Genomic DNA, 17,336 nt, shown 5'->3' on the forward strand with positions numbered 1-17,336 from the left:
ATATTCCGCATGAATCATTCATGCTTATATTTTATAGCATTCCCATATCAAAGTAAAACGATTTTAGTTTGCTTCCGGCTTCACCGGACCAATCACATATACCGTCTTGCCTTTCTTCCGTCCGAAGTTCAGGGCATGCTTCACACTATCATAATACACATCAATTTTGTTGCCTTTAATGGCACCACCGGTGTCTTCCGCACGACGGAAGCCAAGGCCCTCGATATACACCCACCAGCCAATCGGAATGATTTTGGGATCAACCGCAATGGTACGTCCCTCGGTTACCCGAGTGCCTGATGCTGTTTTTGTGCCGATACCGGGCTCTTCAGAAGAGTATGCCGTCATGGATACATTTTTCAATACTTTTGAATATTTAAAAGAATTGCCTGAGACGGTAATTACTTTGCTGCCCGAGGCAGCGGTTTTCTTCGAGTTCGTGGTTGTTGCTGTTTTGGTTGTAGAAGTCTGCGCCGATACCGTCTGAATCACTGGCTCTTTCACAACAGGTTTTGCTTTGGTGCCAACGGCGATAACTTTATCGACGCGATTCGTTGCGATCGATTTACCCACCATTTTTTTGGAGACCAATTCTCCATCCTGGAACACTTTTTCAATATGCTGTACAAGTGTGCCTTCTTTACCGCTCACAACGACACGATTGTCGCCTTTGTATAAGCTAGGGTCAGCCGTTTTGATCACTTTATAAGCGATCGGCTTTTCCACTTCCACCGTACGCTTGGTTACGCGCACTACCCGAATTTTCATATCCGCTTCAACAGTGGTTCCCAGCGCAGGATACACTTTGTCTTCACTTGCAATCTGAATACCTGATTTTTTAATCGCATCTTTTACCGATGAATCGGTTGTATACAGAGTCTTGGTGTCTCCGTCTGCCGTAATCTTAACTGGAACTGCCCGCTCAATAACGATGCGGTCTCCATCTGTGATCGCCCCGTTCAAGGGCATGGATACCTGATCGTGAGGGCTGACTGTGATTGACTGCTCCTCCAGCATTTCCTGAAGCATTCCTGTACGAGTCTCTACCGCTTGAGCTTTGCCATCAATAACCAGTGAAATTTGTTTCCCGGCCTGACCGTAAACGACTAACAAGATCATGATTGTAAGCGCAATTGAGAAAATCGCGATCAATGCCATTTGACGCAAGTTCTCATGCTTCCACCGCAACGCGAAAGACTTACTGGATGATCGTGACTCATGGGTCTCTTCTGGTTGGAATGTGCCCACTTCTCCGTCCTCCTTCATAGCCTCGCCGTCTAAAGTAATGCATGATGTCTTTGACGCGACTATACCAAATTTTCTACAGAACACAGATCGGACCAACATAATCGGTTCTGCACCATGAATCACTCTTCGCAACATGATGTCATCCTCCTGAATACTTACCGTATGATGACAGTATTTCTTTAATTCAAAAACAAAAAAGCCAAAGAAAGAGTTTAAGAGGAACTCTTTCGTGGCTTCCGAATGATTCTGAATATCGGAAATTCATGCACGAGGTTGCCTCTCTTTTTCCGCTTGCGAGGTTAGCTGTCGGGTTCGGGCGAAAGAGAGCCGCCCTATCTCCGGTCACCCGCTCATGGCGGACGCCCTTGAATTCACCCCGAGACCCAAAGAAGAAATCAAATACGGCTTCGCAGATTTATACGCTGCTTTTGGGTCAGCGCATGTTGCGCATCGGCTGAAATCACCGATGTTTAAGCCCTATTGGTTCCCCCGCTCTCCGTTAACGGAGACTCAGCGAGACTGATTCATGAAAGTAATGTTGTTTCATCGGAAAGTGTCCCTTTGTTCATCCCCCGAACATCTGTCCAATTTTCCGCACAACAATTCACTGAAAAGATGATATCCTGTTTCTATGCATGTTGTAAAGCGTTGTTCAAGTACGTTTTTCTAAATATTTGGTTAAAATATTGTAATATTCTTGATTTATTTGGATCAAAAAGCAAATTAACTCCGCCTAACTCACTTTTTCACCCGTTTTGCTCGATATTTTAACGAATCCCAAATCGTTCCATGGCATTTCTGGTCGTTATTGCTGCAATTTCCTCTACCGAAATGCCTTTAATTTCCGCAGCTGCTTCTGCAACCAGACGTACATGCGCTGTCTCATTTCGTTTTCCACGATAAGGGTGAGGTGTCAAATAAGGAGCATCGGTTTCGATGAAAAATCGGTCCATAGGAACCTTCTCAAGTACCTCTTTCGGCTGCTTCGCATTTTTGAACGTGATTGGCCCTCCGAAGGAAAGATGGAAGCCCAAATCCAGGCACATTTTTGCCGTTTCCCAGCTGCCAGAGAACGAATGCATGACACCGCCTACTTCTCCAGCCTTTTCTTCACGCAGAATCTTTACAATATCCTCATGCGCATCCCGGTTGTGAATGACAATCGGCATATTCAACTCACGAGCCAGTCCAATCTGTTGTCGTAATACGCGATGTTGAACCTCTTTTGGTGAAGTGTCCCAATAATAGTCTAGACCAATTTCACCAATGGCTACCACTTTTTCATGCTTGCATAAAGATGCAATCCATTCCAGATCACCCTCCTGCATCGTGATCGCATCTACAGGGTGCCAACCTACTGCAGCATATATAAAATCATAGGTTTCAGCCAGCTTCATCGTGGTTGGAATGGTCTCCCGGTTAAAGCCTACGTTAATCATGCGGCCAACGCCTGCATCCACAGCACGCTGAATCATTTCCTCGCGGTCCTCGTCGAATTGTGGAGCATCCAGGTGGGTATGTGTGTCGAACAACATCATTTTGTATTTCTCCCTTCGTGTCGAATCAACGACAATCTCTTCTTTATCCACTCTGCAGATCTTAACCAGAAATAAATATTACTAATTAGATCGTGCTTTTATCTATATTTCATTTCATTCGTTCGTTGAGCACAACATGTAGAGCGAACGAGTTCTTTCATATCTATATGTTGCTTAATTTTAGCCGACTGAGTTGTATTCTAATTGCTCTGATTACAAAATTATGTCGATCTACATGTACTCTCCATTAAAGCAGATTACTGTATCATGAAAATAGCTCTTTTAGAAAGCCTTTTGCATCATGACTCATCAACAGCATTGCACACCATTTAATGTGAGAAATAGGGGCGTATATGGGACGGTAATTCATGAACAATCGCATCCACCTTATTTTGCGGATAATACAAGTGATGTTTTCCCCGATGAAGACCACTGATTGAACGGACGATGTCGGACATCTCTGACAACTCATGTAACTTGTCTTGCCGATCAAGCAGCAGAATCTGCTTGTCCGTCGATTCATCCGGACGAAACACATCATACGGATTATCCGATGGAAAATCAATTTCCAGATCATACTCGGGATTGAGACCTGCTACAGTGAAGGCTTCCCGAATCTCTTCAATCATGTTTACGTCGATCTGTTCAATCTCTACATACTTATATAATTTGCGGTCTATAAAACGTTCGCATAACTCACTTAGAACAGCATCGTCCTCTTTGCGCCACTGCATAAATGCCGTCTGTATCAAAGCTTCGTCCAGTTGTAAATATTCGACCACCGATATATCTCCATCGAATAACTGGGGCAGTGGATCGATCATGAAGCGGAATTGGAAACCTTGCTGTATGAGACTTTTCGCCCGCTTAAATATTTGCCGCAGTATAATTTCCGAACTTCGGGTAACCGGATGAAAGTAAATTTGCCAGTACATCTGGTACCTGGACATCAAGTAATCCTCCACGGCGTGCATGCCCGACTCCTTAACCACGATTCGTCCGTGATATGGACGCAGCATACGCAGGATACGGTCAAGGTCGATCGTCCCATAATTTACACCTGTGAAGTAGGCATCCCGCAGCAAATAATCCATGCGGTCCGCATCCAGTGGACTGGTGACCAAATTAACAACAATGGGCTTTTCATACGTTTTTTGAATAACTGAAGCCACTTTCTCGGGAAAATCGGGAGCATACCGTCTTAAGATCGCCCCTACTTCGGTATCACCAGTAATGATCCGACAAGTCCAATCCTCATGATTCATATCGAAAGCTTCTTCTATAGAGTGAGAGAATGGCCCATGCCCAAGATCATGGAGCAATGCTGCGCAAAGGGCTACCGTTTTTTCCTCCTTTGGCCAATCTGAATAGTGACTTCTTTCGAACTGGGAAATAATCTTACGCGTAATTTCGTAGACACCCAGGGAATGTGAGAAGCGACTGTGCTCTGCACCGTGGAAAGTTAGAAATGATGTTCCTAATTGACGGATTCGGCGTAAACGTTGAAACTCGGGCGTGTTGATCAACTGCCATATAATCGGATCTTGCACATGGATATAATTATGTACCGGATCTTTAAACACCTTTTCTTCCGTTAAACGCTGTTCCATGTCTATTCACTCCTTTAAATATCGTTTGTAGTTGTCGCTTTTAAGTATAATACCACCAAGGATTCGACACGCTTTGACGAATCTTGTCGAATAAGGTAGTTTTGTCGTTTTCCAAATCGACAAAGCTGTCATGGATGTTTAAATACGAAAAATAGCTTCCAATCCCTTACCACTCGTAATCTTATCAAAAACAGCCTTTATTTTAAGCTAATTTTAAGGTTGACTGTTTTGGGAATCGTTGGTATGATGAGTATCATAAAACATAAAATAATGTCGAATAATGACAATGATCGTTAGCTGAGAGGAGCACTGATTATAATGATGAAATCAACAGGTATTGTAAGAAAAGTGGATGAACTGGGACGGGTAGTTATTCCAATCGAATTGCGCCGTACGCTCGGTATTGGTGAAAAAGACGCTCTTGAGATCTATGTTGACGGCGAGCGTATCATGTTGAAAAAATACGAGCCAGCTTGTATCTTCTGTGGCAATGCAGAGAACGTTACTTATTTCAAAGGTAAAATTGTTTGTAACGAATGTATTTCCGAAATCCCTGCACCTGTGACAAAATAAGAAATATCAGGTATAATGGTCTTATTAAATTGTTATTTCTAACCTTTTTATATTCCTTGATCGCCTTCCCGGTGTGAACCCCACCGCTGGAAGGTATTTTTTTGCTTTATTATGGTTTTCATTACCCAATAGATTAAGCTACGAGTCTGTTTAGCTTCAAAAAGCAGAGCGGTGACGTTTGAAATAAATTTTCTCCGCTCTGCTTATTTTCATAATCCGTTAAGGTTGGGTCTAAGGTTCCTTTAAGTTTATGTTCCCTATTCCAGTATATATTTGTTGATCCGTTATTAGATTAAAGCATTATACACATCTCGTTTTGTCAAACCACGATCCGTTGCCGTTTTCTTCATCGCATCTTTCCGACTAAGTCCTTCATTCTCATAATGACTTACATGATCCTCCAAAGACAGCAGTTGCCACCAGGCTTCCCGCTCGGCCTTACGCTCCTCTTCCCTGATGCCTTCTACAAGCAAACAATATTCCCCAAGTGGTGGATGTTCCTCAAGCCAGTCAATGCACTCTTGGATACTGCCTCTTGCGAACTCCTCATGACGCTTCGTCAGCTCACGTGCCAGTACAATCGACCGATCACCCAGAATCTCTTCGAGATAGGCCAAAGTTTTGCGAATACGGTGAGGGGATTCATAAAATAGTAAAGTACCGTTGGACTCATTAAAAGCTTCCATCACTTTTCGCATGTCTTTTTTCTCCCGCGGCAAAAAACCGCCGAATGTGAAACGCTCCGTCGGTAAACCGGATACGATTAGAGCTGATAACGCTGCATTGGCTCCAGGAATGGGAATGACCGTAATTCCGGCTTCAAGTGCAAGTTTTACAAGATCGGATCCAGGGTCCGAAATGGCCGGCAGACCGGCATCACTGACGAGCGCCAAATTTTTTCCTTCTATTATATAGCGTATTAGTTCAGGCCCACTGGCTCCCTTATTATGCTCATGGTAACTGAACAACATCGATGGTGTAATTTCAAAATGGGTGAGCAGCTTTCGAGTCTGGCGTGTGTCTTCTGCTGCAATGATGTCACAGCTCTGCAATGTTTTGATTGCTCGAAATGTCATATCGTCCAGATTACCAATCGGTGTTCCTACCAGATATAATTTTCCGGCATCACCCAACTGCTCCGCGTAGCTCTTCTGAATATGCAATGTCATCTATAACCCTCCTTCCGTTGTATGTTGTACATGCTGTGCCCCGTAATATATGTCCATAATTTCTTCGCAGTATTTCCCCTCTTCATTGTAGACAATCAGCGGTGGAAGCATGCGTACCTCCGGTTTTCCATCCTTGAGTGCTTCAATCAACACCATATTGGCTTCCAAATGAGCACGGGGATGTACCATCCGAATTCGCTTCGGTTCAAGTTTATACTCACGCATCAGAGAGATGATCTCGCCTAAACGCTGCGGGCGATGAACCATGGATACTTTACCGCCATTACGAACCAGCCGATTACAGGCCTGAATGACTTCCTCCAGCGTACACCCGATTTCATGGCGTGCCATTGCCTGATGGTTGTTCATCTTGAGATCACTTCCATTCAGCGGCATATACGGAGGATTAACTGTTATGGCATCGTATACCGCATGGCCCGTATCTTTCACAAGTTCACGCAAATCACCTTCATGAATCGTAATTGATTCCTCCAATGCATTCAGCTGTACGCTGCGGCGTGCCATATCCGCTAATCGTGGCTGAATTTCAATGCCCTCCAGACTCGCCTGCGTTCGTGTGGTCAACAGGATGGGAACAACCCCATTACCTGTACACAAATCAAGCACACGACCACGCTTGGGTACTGAAGCAAATCGGGCCAATAATACCGCATCCATTGAAAAACTAAACACTTCATCACTTTGAATAATCTTCAAATCATGAGAGAGCAGATCGTCGATTCGCTCCGAATCTTGCAATTTTACTGATTTTTCTGTCATATGATACACTCATCCTCCGGTACTCTATATCTCAGACAAGGTTCTTAACCTTGAAAAAAAACCGTAGGGGATCCCTACGGCCACTTCATTTATTCAAAAAAGACAGGCAGAACAGACAATCGCCTTCCGTCCGCAAATGTCCATAATAGACATTGCAGATATGGAATCCTTCGTGATACAACCGAGCCAGATTATCATACCCTTCACCTACAACATCTTCACCAGTAGCTGGACCCGCAGGCCTTGCTACCGGAGCGAGCGCCGATGCGATGGGCAGATCTGCCGGTACCTCACGCTTCAGCAGTTTGCGTAACTGCTCATTCTCGATGGTAAGCCGCTGATTATCCTCAAGCAGCTCTTTAACAATCATTTTTAACTCTCCTAAATCACTGTGCAACTGACCCAATTGGGTTTCCATTTCATGAATGTGCGTAAACAGATTTTTCTTTTCCAAGTTTCCACCCCGAAGCAACCTTTATGGTTTACTTGATAACGACGTCATCCAGCGGAAGTTCTTTGACTTTACTGATGTCGAACAGTTGAACATGGACTGTGCGATTACCGGCATTGATGCCGACAACTTTTCCTTCACCCAAAGAGGTGACGACCAACTTGCCTACAGCCGGCAATTCTTCTCTCACACTTTCATAGTTATCATGCTCAAATTTCAGACAACACATGAGTCTTCCGCACAACCCGGAAATTTTCGTCGGATTCAGTGACAGGCTCTGATCTTTAGCCATCTTGATTGATACCGGCTCAAAGTCTCCCAGCCAGGAAGAACAACATAATACTCGGCCGCAAGGTCCAATCCCTCCAAGCATCTTTGCTTCATCACGTACACCGATCTGTCTCAGTTCGATCCGTGTCCGGAAAATGCTTGCCAGATCCTTGACCAGCTCCCGGAAATCCACTCTTCCTTCAGCTGTAAAATAAAAAATAATTTTATTGCGATCAAACGTAAATTCCACATCGACCAGCTTCATTTTGAGGCCATGGTCTTTGATTTTATTTAAACAAGTACCGAATGCTTCTTTTGCTGCACGCTTGTTCTCATCTACAACACGGGCATCTGTCTCGCCCGCAACCCGGATGACCTTTTTGAGCGGCAACACCACATCAGACTCGCCTACTTCTTTCTTGCCAACGACAACCTTACCGTACTCTACCCCCCGCGCTGTCTCCACGATAACGCAGTTTTCTTTTTCAATGGGAAGGTCCAGGGGATCGAAGTAATAAATTTTGCCCGCTTTTTTGAAACGGACACCCACTACACTGTACAAAAAATTAACCCCCTCGTAAGCCAATCCCACTTCGTCTGAAGCCCTGTCTTCTTAGGGAACCCGCCGAAGTTATAACCGTTTGCATATGATTGGAACAAAATCTGTCCTCTCCCACTCTTATGCCAAACCGATCAAAAATTGCTCCAGACAAAGCTGGCCATTGACATTGAAACGCAATTTTTTTCTGCATGCTGCGGCCATATCCATATAGGAAACCCACTGCTCGGTGCTGCGGGTATGAGCCAACTGAGACAGCATGTCCAACTGATCTATAAAAACGATATGTTCATGCCTACCATACTGGACATACAGCATATCCCTGAACCATAAATGGAACAGGCTAAGCATCGTATCCAGGTGTTCTGAGAGTCCGGTTTTAAAAAGCTTCTGCTGTGCAGAGATCAATGATGTACTTCCTCTACCCAGGGACTCCTTCCCTAATTGTAACATTACGTTTCTAATTTCTGCAAACCAATTCTGCTGGAGAATTTCTCTACATGCTTCCAGTCCTGACGCTAAATGGACGGCAGAGCGAGCCAGATTGCCAGGGTGCCCTTCCGCAATCAGTGATTGCAGCATCTCTTCCGGATTCAGTGCACTGAAAGGAACCAATTGAGAGCGTGAACGGATGGTAGGCAGCATTGCCTGTCCGTTATCCGTAATCAATATGCCTACCGCGGGCACTTGAGGTTCCTCCAGAAACTTCAGCAAGCTGTTGGCCGCCTGTACGGTCATCTTCTCGGCTTGTTCGATAATATATACTTTGGGATGCCCAGCCTCTGATCGGTACGAAAAGATACGCTGCAGATCCCGAATTTGATCAATTTTAATGTTATTTCCATCCGGTGCAAGCATAGTTAGATCCGGATGATTTCCATGTTCCACCTTGCGACATTCAAGACAATGTCCGCAGGCATCATCTTCAAGCTCTGTACAGAATATCGCTTTGGCAAATGTTATCGCCGCCTGCAATTGTCCACTGCCGGATGGTCCGCTAAACAAATAGGCATGACTTATGGCATGACGTCTCAAACTACTCTGTAACATCTGCTTGGCAGCCTGTTGACCCATAATTTGTTGAAAGGACATACTTCCTCCTCAGAAGCTTAAATTAATAAGCATTCCCCGAATTTCTCCCACTTGCTGTAATAACGTAATCTTGCCTTCCTCTGTTTCCAAAAGCTCGTCCGCCATAGATAATAAGGCAGAGTCAATCTCATCAATTAGCTTGTAACGCTTCCCTCTTCCCCGACGATCCCATCCTCGCGTCTCTTTCATGGACACACCGCGGCGGACCGTTTCCTCCAGAAATCTTTTTACAAGCTGCTTGTATGCTTTCAATTCACGAATGGTCATGGAACGAGACAGACGGTCACCCTGCATCTGGATCTCACTTAATCGGCGGGTAAGTTCAGCCTGTGATGCCCGTTCACCCTGGTGATTCATCATATCAGAGAAATTTTTGGATTGAATCGGTTTGGAGCCGGAATCGGAAGAACTGAGTCCACTCTGCATTGGTCGGAATCCAGGGTTTATTTTCATGGAAACGCCTGCTTTCTCTCTTAGTAGGCCAATCGCCCATCAGCACAGTGCGCGCTGCGCCTGTGCGTGGAGGAGACCTTATATGTGCTACATCATACTCTATATATAATAGTAGTTAAATATCACCACATGGATCTGTTCGTTGGTTAGTCAGCCTCTGTCCGAAATAAGATCTTTCCCTGATAGAAAAGCTTTCTTCCGGACAGAGAACGCGATTCTTGATAACAAGAAGGACGCTCCATTGGATTTATGCGTAATGCATCATTAAAAGTGTTCGAATCGATCTACTGGAAGAACAAACACGGTAGCTCCGCCTACTTGAACTTCGACAGGTAGCGGCAGGTAAGAGTCGGTTGTTCCGCTCATCGGAGTGACTGGAGTCACGAGCTGTTCACGAACCTTACAGCTGCTGCGAATGACGTTCATTACGGACTCGACCTGACCATCATCGACACCGATCATAAACGTCGTGTTGCCTGCCTTCAAAAATCCACCGGTACTGGCCAATTTCGTAGCCCGAAAATTTGCTTTGACCAATGCGCTGGATAATCGGTTGCTGTCTTTATCCTGTATAATCGCAACAATCAGTTTCATCCTGCATAACCTCCTTCAGAATAAGCACCTTGTGAAATGCCCTATCTATATATTAGACAATTACTCGCCAAAATCCTTCAAAATCCCTGTCTTAAGCGACAAAATCATTGCTGCCAATACCTCTTCCGGCTTTTGAGAAGCATCGATGACCTTAATCCTGTCAGGAAATTGCTCCTTCAGTAGAAAATAGCCTTCACGCACCTTGCGGTGGAACTCCAGACTTTCGAGATCCAGACGATTAACCTCACGTCCATCGTGAGCATCAATACGGGCAAGACCTGCTTCCGGCTCAATATCCAGATAGAGTGTGACATCAGGCATCAGCTCACCTATTGCAAACCGATTGATGGCCCATACATTGTCCACGCCAAGACCACGAGCATACCCCTGATAGGCCAAACTGCTGTCGACAAAACGGTCACAGATCACTGTCTTTCCTGCCTTCAATGCAGGCTCCACCTTCTCCGCCAAATGCTGACTGCGTGCAGCTGCATAGAGCAGCGCTTCGGTCCGTGCATCCATTGCCGTATGAAGAGGATTGAGGATGATGGCACGTATTTTCTCTGCAATTTCAATCCCGCCAGGTTCCCGAGTAACTACATATGGTATACCCTGTTCTTCAAAGTAAGAACCTAGCTTGCTGATCATCGTTGTTTTGCCGGACCCTTCTCCCCCTTCCAACGTAATGAATTTACCTCTGCCCTGCATATGCTTCCCTGCTTTCTATATCGATAATTGCTCCTAATTGTGCTGCGATAACTACGGGATCGATCCTCTCTTACTACAGACTATGAATTAGTCTGCCCAGAGGTGTATATTCACGATTACTCCATAGATTGGTTCGAGTTTGGTACAAGCTTGTTACTATAATACTATACATGATCCAGCGTTACCGGTCAGCTATTCTCCAATATTTCTGATAAGGCGGCCTGATCAGCCGTATATCATCCACACCCATAGAGGGAGCATGACAGAACCGGCGATAGCACTGACAATCATAGATACCGAACTCAGCGCTACCGCATTCTCTCCATATTCAAAGGATCTTGCCATGCCCAGTGCATGCGAAGCCGATCCGAGTCCGATCCCATACGCATTTTTGCTGCTTACTCTGGCCCATTTCATTATCATGGGTCCCAATAATATCCCCGAAAATCCGGCTATCATCACAAATAACGAAGTGAAGGATGAATTTCCTCCCACCTGATCCGCTAGTTGAATGGCAACGGGGGTCGTAATGGATTTGGGCAATAATGCAATAACAATTTCTTGGGGATAACCCAGCAGCAGAGATATGGCGGCCCCTGTGGACATGCCAACGATGCTCCCACCCAAGGTCCCACCCAATATCGGAATTATATTTCGTTTCAGCACATCAAGGTGTTTCGCCAAAGGGAATGCCAGGGAAACTACAGCCGGCCCCAATAACTCCTGTATCCATTTGCCACCAAGCATGTACGTATCGAGCTTTATACCGGAAATGAGCAGGATCAGTACGATGACTGCCGTTGCCGTCAATACGGGCATAAGAATCGGCCACTTCAATTTTCTATATAAATGAGTCGCCGGGACATATATAGCCACGGTCAGGGCAATCATTCCGATTCCGAGGATGAATGTGAGCATGAGATCGCCTCCTTCTTGCCTTGATGCGTCGATCTCCAAGCCATGAGCCATTCACTGATTTTTGCAGACAACAGACAGGTAACTAACGTACTAACGATCAATCCCAGAACAAGCAGCAGTGTATTGGCTCTAAAAAAATCAAAATGATTGATAATGCCCACTGTGGGAGGGATAAATAATAACTGCAAGTTCGATTGAAGCCAGGATGATCCTTCTTCGCCCCAGCTTATTCTGATCCATCCCAATTGAATGACGATGAATAGAAGCAGCATCCCGACAATACTCCCTGTTAACGGCAGATGTAGTAAAGCCTGAACTAGGTTTCCTATCCAATAAAAACCGTACATTAGTATGACTTGCAGGATTATTCCCGTATATTTTTTTAGCGGAATATCCAAGGTTCGTTCCCTTCTTTCTTTATGCCTAGACAACAATGATGTCCTAACTTGTGTTATTCCTTGATGATTTTCAATGATTGCAGCGAAGTATCGGATACGCCATGGAACCTTGCTCCTTCATCTCTAAGCAGCTTAATACGTGCTGCCATGGACGCGCTTATTCGCTCACCAGCGTACACAAGAGGTATGCCGGGCGGATACGGGATGACCATCTCCGCAGAGCGAAGACCCACACTGTTTTCGATGGAGACCTCTGTCGTATCCTCCTCCTTAATCGGCTGCAACGTGAACGGAATGGGCTCCGAAAAAGGAGTACCTTCTTGAAAATTGTTCCACGTGGAAATATAATTTTCAGCCTCTTTTGTAAAACGCTGTGATTGCTCATCAAGAGCTTGGCTCTGCTCCTGCTCAAGGCTGATTTGCCGCAAAGCCTGCAGTAGATGCTCGGCATCGCGCAGCGACGAGCCAAGACTGAAGAGCAGGACGACGTATCGTTCGTCGCTCATTTCGGGCACGCAGCCGCGCGCTTCCAGCTGCTGCTGCAGCCCATAACCGCTCAGCACCCCTGTGCCGTCATAGATGACGGCCTTGAACGGGTCCTGAGCGGTATACCCCGCGGCTGAAGGCAAAGCCGCCGCGGGCACTGCTTCAGGCCGCCCCGGTGCAGCGGCGGCCTCGGACTTCCCGCCAGCTGCCGGCTTCGCCCCGGCTGGCGGCTCTTGCTGCAGCAGCTGTGCCGGCTGCAGCAACCGAAAGCGCGGCAGCTCCGCGAGGCCGCGCTTAAAGGCATCCACGGCGGCAAGCCCCGCCGTGAAGGCATTCGCGCCCTGCGTATGCAGTAAGCGGCGCGCCAGATCAAGCGACGCCATCACCGGGTACGATGGGCTCGAGCTTTGCACCATGGCCAGACGCTGACGCAGCAGGGACCGATTTAACCGTGGTCCCTGAACGTGCAGCATGGCTCCCATCGTGAAAGCAGACAGCATCTTGTGGGTCGACTGCACCACACCGTCTGCTCCGCAGGACAGTGCAGAAGCTGGCAGCTCCGGATGCTGCCCATAATGCGCGCCATGCGCTTCATCCACGAGCAGCGGCATGCCGGCCGCGTGGCAAACCTTGGCCATAGGCGTCAGATCAGCGCCCATGCCGTAATAATTGGGCAACGTCACAAGGACTGCCTTTGCCTCAGGATATGCCTGGACAGCAGCCTGCACCGTCTCAAGAGACGGCATCACCGCAAGTCCACTCGCAGGATCAACCCATGGCTCCAGGAATACAGCCCTTGCGCCTGCCAGCATCAACCCGTGAATGACGGACTTATGCACATTGCGCTGTACCAGTACAAGGCTGTTCGGTTCATTACATACGGTCAGCAGCAAAGACAAATTACCAGCCGTGCTGCCTCCGACAAGGAAGAAGCTCTCCTCTGCCCCAAAACAATCGGCTGCCAGCTGCTGCGCCTCCAATATTGCTCCTTCTGGATGATGCAAGTCGTCCGTCCCCGAAATTTCCGTCACATCCAGCCGCATCATCTCCAGAAACGCATTCACAGGTACAACAGCTGCTGCAGATCCGTCACTTCCATGCCCGTCCGGAGCCGTCAGCCCCCCAATTTCATTGACGTCCCCTTGTCCCTCAGCTTGTCTAAAGCACTCTTCCCCATCATAAACTGAATGTCCCATACCTCGTTTTCCCTTTGCCTCACCCTCATTCCGGTGATTGTCAACGACTCCTCTATCTGACTGCTGCTGTTCCACTTGCTCCAGTAACCTGCGATAGACTTGTCCATTCTTGTGTCCAGGTACATGAAAAGAACGCTGCCCCGAATCACGATACGCAAGCAACGCTTCATATAAAGGTGCGGTATTTGATTTATGCTCCATTGAATAATCATCCTGTACATTCATAAATTTTGATACTGCCGTACCACTGCTCTTTCCATAACAAAAGCGACCTTCGACCTTCTCACTCTTGTTCCTCTCCCACCATCTGCTGCATTCAAATCTTGGAGGTGAAGAACTTCTCCTTTCATTATATCAGGAATTGTCCAGCCCCCGTGCAAATCACCGTTTTCACCAATGGCGCATCCTCATATCCTGTCACACACAGGTGCTAATCATGTCCATCTTCCCCTTCTTCTTTCCCCCGATAAAAACAGAAAAAGGCCCCTAGGTAGGGCCCCTATGCACATCGATACAAATCAATGTGATGTTTCACGAATATGATATAACGCGCTTTACGCGTTCTTTTGCACCCAAATCTGCTTCATTTGATGTATAAAATAATTGTACTTGGCATCCTGTGCATCCGTATGAACCATTTCTGCTTCACAAGCGTCACATATAAATTCAGATACAATAAAAATGCCTTCTCTTTTTGTCTGTTCGCAGATAATGCATGTGTGTTCGGCGTGTCCTTCCATCAACCATCCCACCTTGTTTTACGTATTACTATCAGTATTGCACAGTTTCTATTATTTTAAACCTTTTCATAGTGCTTTCTTTCTATAAAATATATATATTCGCCTACCCCTCTATGGGTGTCTGTACCGAAAACAAACATAAGAAAATGCCTTTTGTTCTATACTTCCGTGAGACAGCCTGCATTTGGAAGCCCTTTTCCTCGCCCGATTATTCAGCAACAGCCTCGCAGATCTGCAACTTCTTCTATTATATGAAAACCATTTCTGGACGGCCATTACAAGAAACGTACCCGCACTTCATTGCATTTTCCTCTGTGATTTACCACTCCTCCTGCTGCTCCAAAAACTTATATTCTATAATCTTAAAAAAACTTGGATTTTCAGCCGATATATAATACATCACCATTCGGAACCTGACAGCCAGATCGTTCGACGGTATACTTGTATAAGAACAATCTACTTTCATATCTTGTACATCAATCTGGAGCACACACAAGGTTCATATACGCATCTCTGCATCACCCGTCTCCTTATTCATGAAAACGAATACCTTTTGCAAATGAACGTGATCCCAGAAGGAGGATTTGTAATCGTATGATCGCCGAACCGGAGAATAAAGTCACTTTTTATCAATACCGGCTTCTCAAAAAAAAGGCCATTGCCCGCAGCGTGATCTTCAGCTATTTGTGTCTGCCTGTAATTATGCTCCTGTTTAACCTATTGGCATTCTCCTGGACCGGCCTCTTCTTCTTTATCCTGGCAGGCCCGATTACGCTTTGGATTCATTATGTCATTGCCAGAACCATATTACTGTTGGTCCGTACCTCTTATGCACGGCGCTGGCGATGGAACCTCAAAATGCCTTGGTTCGGCTATATCCCAGACCAGCATTTTAGCTACCGCATGTTCGTCCGGGTCCACCTCAATATGAGCTGGATTGGGCTATGTATCATTACCGTCTGCTTAATATGGTCACCCTTGTCCTTTACCCTATCGCTGATTTTCTGGCATCTGTGGCTGCTTGTACCGCGTCTATATGTTGTTCTTGTGCTCTCACGCGAACGCAAGGACGGACTTATCAAACTAAATGAACAAGATGTTTCCTACTACCTGCAATAATCGTTCTCGTTCTATCTTTCAACCTATAACTTGCCACATGCAATGTATATTGAACCCAGTAATACATAATCGCTAAAGCTCGTCCATATTCTCTACCTAAATCGACGCAACCACACCTTTGACACTCTTCCATACTTACTGCGTTGTACTTCCTATCCTTAAAGGTTATCCACAGTGGATAACCTTTTTTTTACGTTCCCTCCTTTTCCCCTTATCCACAGCATGGGTATAGTTAAAATGGTTATCCCCAAAGAAGTATATTTATCTCCGCTCCGTTACAGGCTCTGGCTCGTTGAACACCTCTCACCAATACGGGCGAGACCTGCTTCCGGTTCAATATCCAGATAGAATGTGACATCAGGGATCAGCTCACCTATTGCAAACCGATTGATGGCCTTGAATACGTATATGAGGCTCCTAACATGCTTGGCTTTCTTTCCGGTGTCTACTCCCCTCTTCTTCTGCTGAGTTACTCTACAGACGACTGAAACCGGCCTAACCGGCCTCTAGCAAGGACATATTATTGATGCCTCATGTCTTTCTACGTGAGTGATATAACCCTGTTGATCTAAAGCTCCTGGTCAAGTCACCACCAAAAGACAACGTCACACGCTCCAAGCCTCATCCAATATGGTTCATGACATGCACAACTACATACAAAAAAAGCTCCCGATCACTAATCGGGAGCCTTACTATAATACGGACCATTACACCGTTAATTGTTAAACTATTACATCAAAACATAACGCATTCAATCATCATCATCAAGTGATTTTACTGTCGTCTGGGCAGCTTCACTTTTCGGAACCATCACCGTGAAGAACCCATCATGTACAGCTAACTGTACAGTATGCCCTTCTTTAGCAAATATACGTAGGGAACTTGAGTCATTGGATGTACTCTTGGCTTGCTTTTCTGTCCAGCCCCAGCTTTTAATCTCGTCTAGATACACCTCAGGTAAACTAGTGCTCTCACTAATACCAGACAGCGTATATCGAACATAATCCATATCCGAATTGTTTTCAGACTGGTCAGATTTATTCGCCACTTTAGGAACCGGGAAACCCTTCTCGTTTACCGCTCCTTCATAAGAAGTCCATGCAGATCCTGCTTCACCGCATCCTACAAGCACGCCAATCAGACCGAGCAAGAGAAATGAATGAAGAACTAGTCTTCGCCAACTTATCACACACACCCTCCTTTTCACAGCTGCACATTCCAGCTCTGTGGTCAGGTACTTTTAGCATATTTAACATAGTCCTATTATACTGGTTTCGAATGCGTTTTCCGTAACAAAAATGTTACCTTCATTTCAAGACTTTTATATGGTCTCACTTACCCTCATTTGAGAGTCAAATCGTCTGCATTCAGCCATTTGGGTCAGTTACCAAAACCAGATATCAATGCATCTTTATCTTAGCTAATTATCCAATC

18 protein-coding genes, 1 pseudogene and 1 riboswitch are annotated in these 17,336 nt (G+C 45.8%); of the genes and pseudogenes, 2 read left to right on the forward strand and 17 right to left on the reverse strand.

Annotated elements, in window-relative coordinates:
- Positions 1-63 precede the first annotated feature (63 nt).
- The 3 genes from Q0V21_RS32145 to Q0V21_RS32155 all read right to left on the reverse strand — a co-directional run bounded on the left by Q0V21_RS32145 (position 64) and on the right by Q0V21_RS32155 (position 4,396).
- Positions 64-1,248 carry a resuscitation-promoting factor gene (locus Q0V21_RS32145; RefSeq protein ID WP_079347431.1) on the reverse strand — a complete coding sequence of 395 codons (1,185 nt, stop codon included), beginning with the start codon at positions 1,246-1,248 and terminating at the stop codon, positions 64-66.
- Between the two features lie 272 nt (positions 1,249-1,520).
- A riboswitch (cyclic di-AMP (ydaO/yuaA leader) is annotated at positions 1,521-1,774 on the reverse strand.
- Positions 1,775-2,015: 241 nt separating this feature from the next.
- Positions 2,016-2,786, reverse strand: coding sequence for a TatD family hydrolase (locus Q0V21_RS32150; protein ID WP_179132708.1), 771 nt, complete (start codon positions 2,784-2,786; stop codon positions 2,016-2,018).
- A 329-nt stretch (positions 2,787-3,115) separates the two neighbouring features.
- Positions 3,116-4,396, reverse strand: a complete 1,281-nt coding sequence (locus tag Q0V21_RS32155) for an HD domain-containing protein (protein ID WP_079347429.1) — start codon at positions 4,394-4,396, stop codon at positions 3,116-3,118.
- Between the two features lie 318 nt (positions 4,397-4,714).
- On the opposite strand from Q0V21_RS32155, the gene Q0V21_RS32160 reads away from it, so the two are divergent.
- Complete coding sequence (locus Q0V21_RS32160) at positions 4,715-4,969, forward strand: AbrB/MazE/SpoVT family DNA-binding domain-containing protein (RefSeq protein WP_024633700.1); 255 nt, start codon at positions 4,715-4,717, stop codon at positions 4,967-4,969.
- 287 nt (positions 4,970-5,256) lie between these two features.
- Here Q0V21_RS32160 and rsmI read toward each other — a convergent pair whose 3' ends face one another.
- From rsmI to Q0V21_RS32220, 12 genes are all read right to left on the reverse strand, one after another.
- Positions 5,257-6,138: a 16S rRNA (cytidine(1402)-2'-O)-methyltransferase gene (rsmI, locus tag Q0V21_RS32165; protein WP_301882531.1), complete on the reverse strand. Its 882-nt coding sequence runs from the start codon at positions 6,136-6,138 to the stop codon at positions 5,257-5,259.
- Entirely contained in the window at positions 6,139-6,918 is a 780-nt protein-coding gene (locus tag Q0V21_RS32170) for a tRNA1(Val) (adenine(37)-N6)-methyltransferase (protein ID WP_301882533.1), read from the reverse strand.
- A gap of 85 nt (positions 6,919-7,003) precedes the next feature.
- The gene (locus tag Q0V21_RS32175; RefSeq protein WP_079347422.1) at positions 7,004-7,372 is read right to left on the reverse strand and encodes an initiation-control protein YabA; all 369 of its coding nucleotides are present in this window, start codon (positions 7,370-7,372) and stop codon (positions 7,004-7,006) included.
- Positions 7,373-7,400: 28 nt separating this feature from the next.
- On the reverse strand, positions 7,401-8,201 hold the full coding sequence (locus Q0V21_RS32180; protein WP_024633696.1) for a PSP1 domain-containing protein: 801 nt from the start codon (positions 8,199-8,201) through the stop codon (positions 7,401-7,403).
- A 117-nt stretch (positions 8,202-8,318) separates the two neighbouring features.
- On the reverse strand, positions 8,319-9,290 hold the full coding sequence (gene holB / locus Q0V21_RS32185; protein WP_301882534.1) for a DNA polymerase III subunit delta': 972 nt from the start codon (positions 9,288-9,290) through the stop codon (positions 8,319-8,321).
- A gap of 9 nt (positions 9,291-9,299) precedes the next feature.
- Positions 9,300-9,743: a YaaR family protein gene (locus Q0V21_RS32190; RefSeq protein WP_301882535.1), complete on the reverse strand. Its 444-nt coding sequence runs from the start codon at positions 9,741-9,743 to the stop codon at positions 9,300-9,302.
- A 264-nt stretch (positions 9,744-10,007) separates the two neighbouring features.
- Positions 10,008-10,337, reverse strand: coding sequence for a cyclic-di-AMP receptor (locus Q0V21_RS32195; RefSeq protein ID WP_017691391.1), 330 nt, complete (start codon positions 10,335-10,337; stop codon positions 10,008-10,010).
- Between the two features lie 60 nt (positions 10,338-10,397).
- Positions 10,398-11,045: a dTMP kinase gene (gene tmk, locus Q0V21_RS32200; protein ID WP_079347417.1), complete on the reverse strand. Its 648-nt coding sequence runs from the start codon at positions 11,043-11,045 to the stop codon at positions 10,398-10,400.
- A gap of 225 nt (positions 11,046-11,270) precedes the next feature.
- Positions 11,271-11,963, reverse strand: coding sequence for an LrgB family protein (locus tag Q0V21_RS32205; protein WP_301882537.1), 693 nt, complete (start codon positions 11,961-11,963; stop codon positions 11,271-11,273).
- Complete coding sequence (locus Q0V21_RS32210) at positions 11,933-12,310, reverse strand: CidA/LrgA family protein (RefSeq protein WP_218671884.1); 378 nt, start codon at positions 12,308-12,310, stop codon at positions 11,933-11,935. The genes Q0V21_RS32205 and Q0V21_RS32210 overlap by 31 nt, the downstream gene beginning before the upstream one ends.
- A 104-nt stretch (positions 12,311-12,414) precedes the next feature.
- Complete coding sequence (locus tag Q0V21_RS32215) at positions 12,415-14,244, reverse strand: aminotransferase class I/II-fold pyridoxal phosphate-dependent enzyme (RefSeq protein ID WP_301882538.1); 1,830 nt, start codon at positions 14,242-14,244, stop codon at positions 12,415-12,417.
- Between the two features lie 353 nt (positions 14,245-14,597).
- Complete coding sequence (locus tag Q0V21_RS32220) at positions 14,598-14,783, reverse strand: sigma factor G inhibitor Gin (RefSeq protein WP_024633689.1); 186 nt, start codon at positions 14,781-14,783, stop codon at positions 14,598-14,600.
- A 594-nt stretch (positions 14,784-15,377) separates the two neighbouring features.
- Here Q0V21_RS32220 and Q0V21_RS32225 point away from each other — a divergent pair.
- Complete coding sequence (locus tag Q0V21_RS32225; RefSeq protein WP_024633687.1) at positions 15,378-15,902, forward strand: hypothetical protein; 525 nt, start codon at positions 15,378-15,380, stop codon at positions 15,900-15,902.
- Positions 15,903-16,210: 308 nt separating this feature from the next.
- On the opposite strand, the pseudogene Q0V21_RS32230 reads toward Q0V21_RS32225, so the two are convergent.
- A pseudogene (locus tag Q0V21_RS32230) lies at positions 16,211-16,297 on the reverse strand (dTMP kinase); the annotation flags it as partial.
- A 356-nt stretch (positions 16,298-16,653) separates the two neighbouring features.
- Complete coding sequence (locus tag Q0V21_RS32235) at positions 16,654-17,091, reverse strand: hypothetical protein (protein WP_079347409.1); 438 nt, start codon at positions 17,089-17,091, stop codon at positions 16,654-16,656.
- Positions 17,092-17,336 lie beyond the last annotated feature (245 nt).

This window comes from Paenibacillus sp. 11B (genome assembly GCF_030487755.1).
Taxonomy (GTDB): Bacteria; Bacillota; Bacilli; order Paenibacillales; family Paenibacillaceae; genus Paenibacillus; species Paenibacillus vandeheii.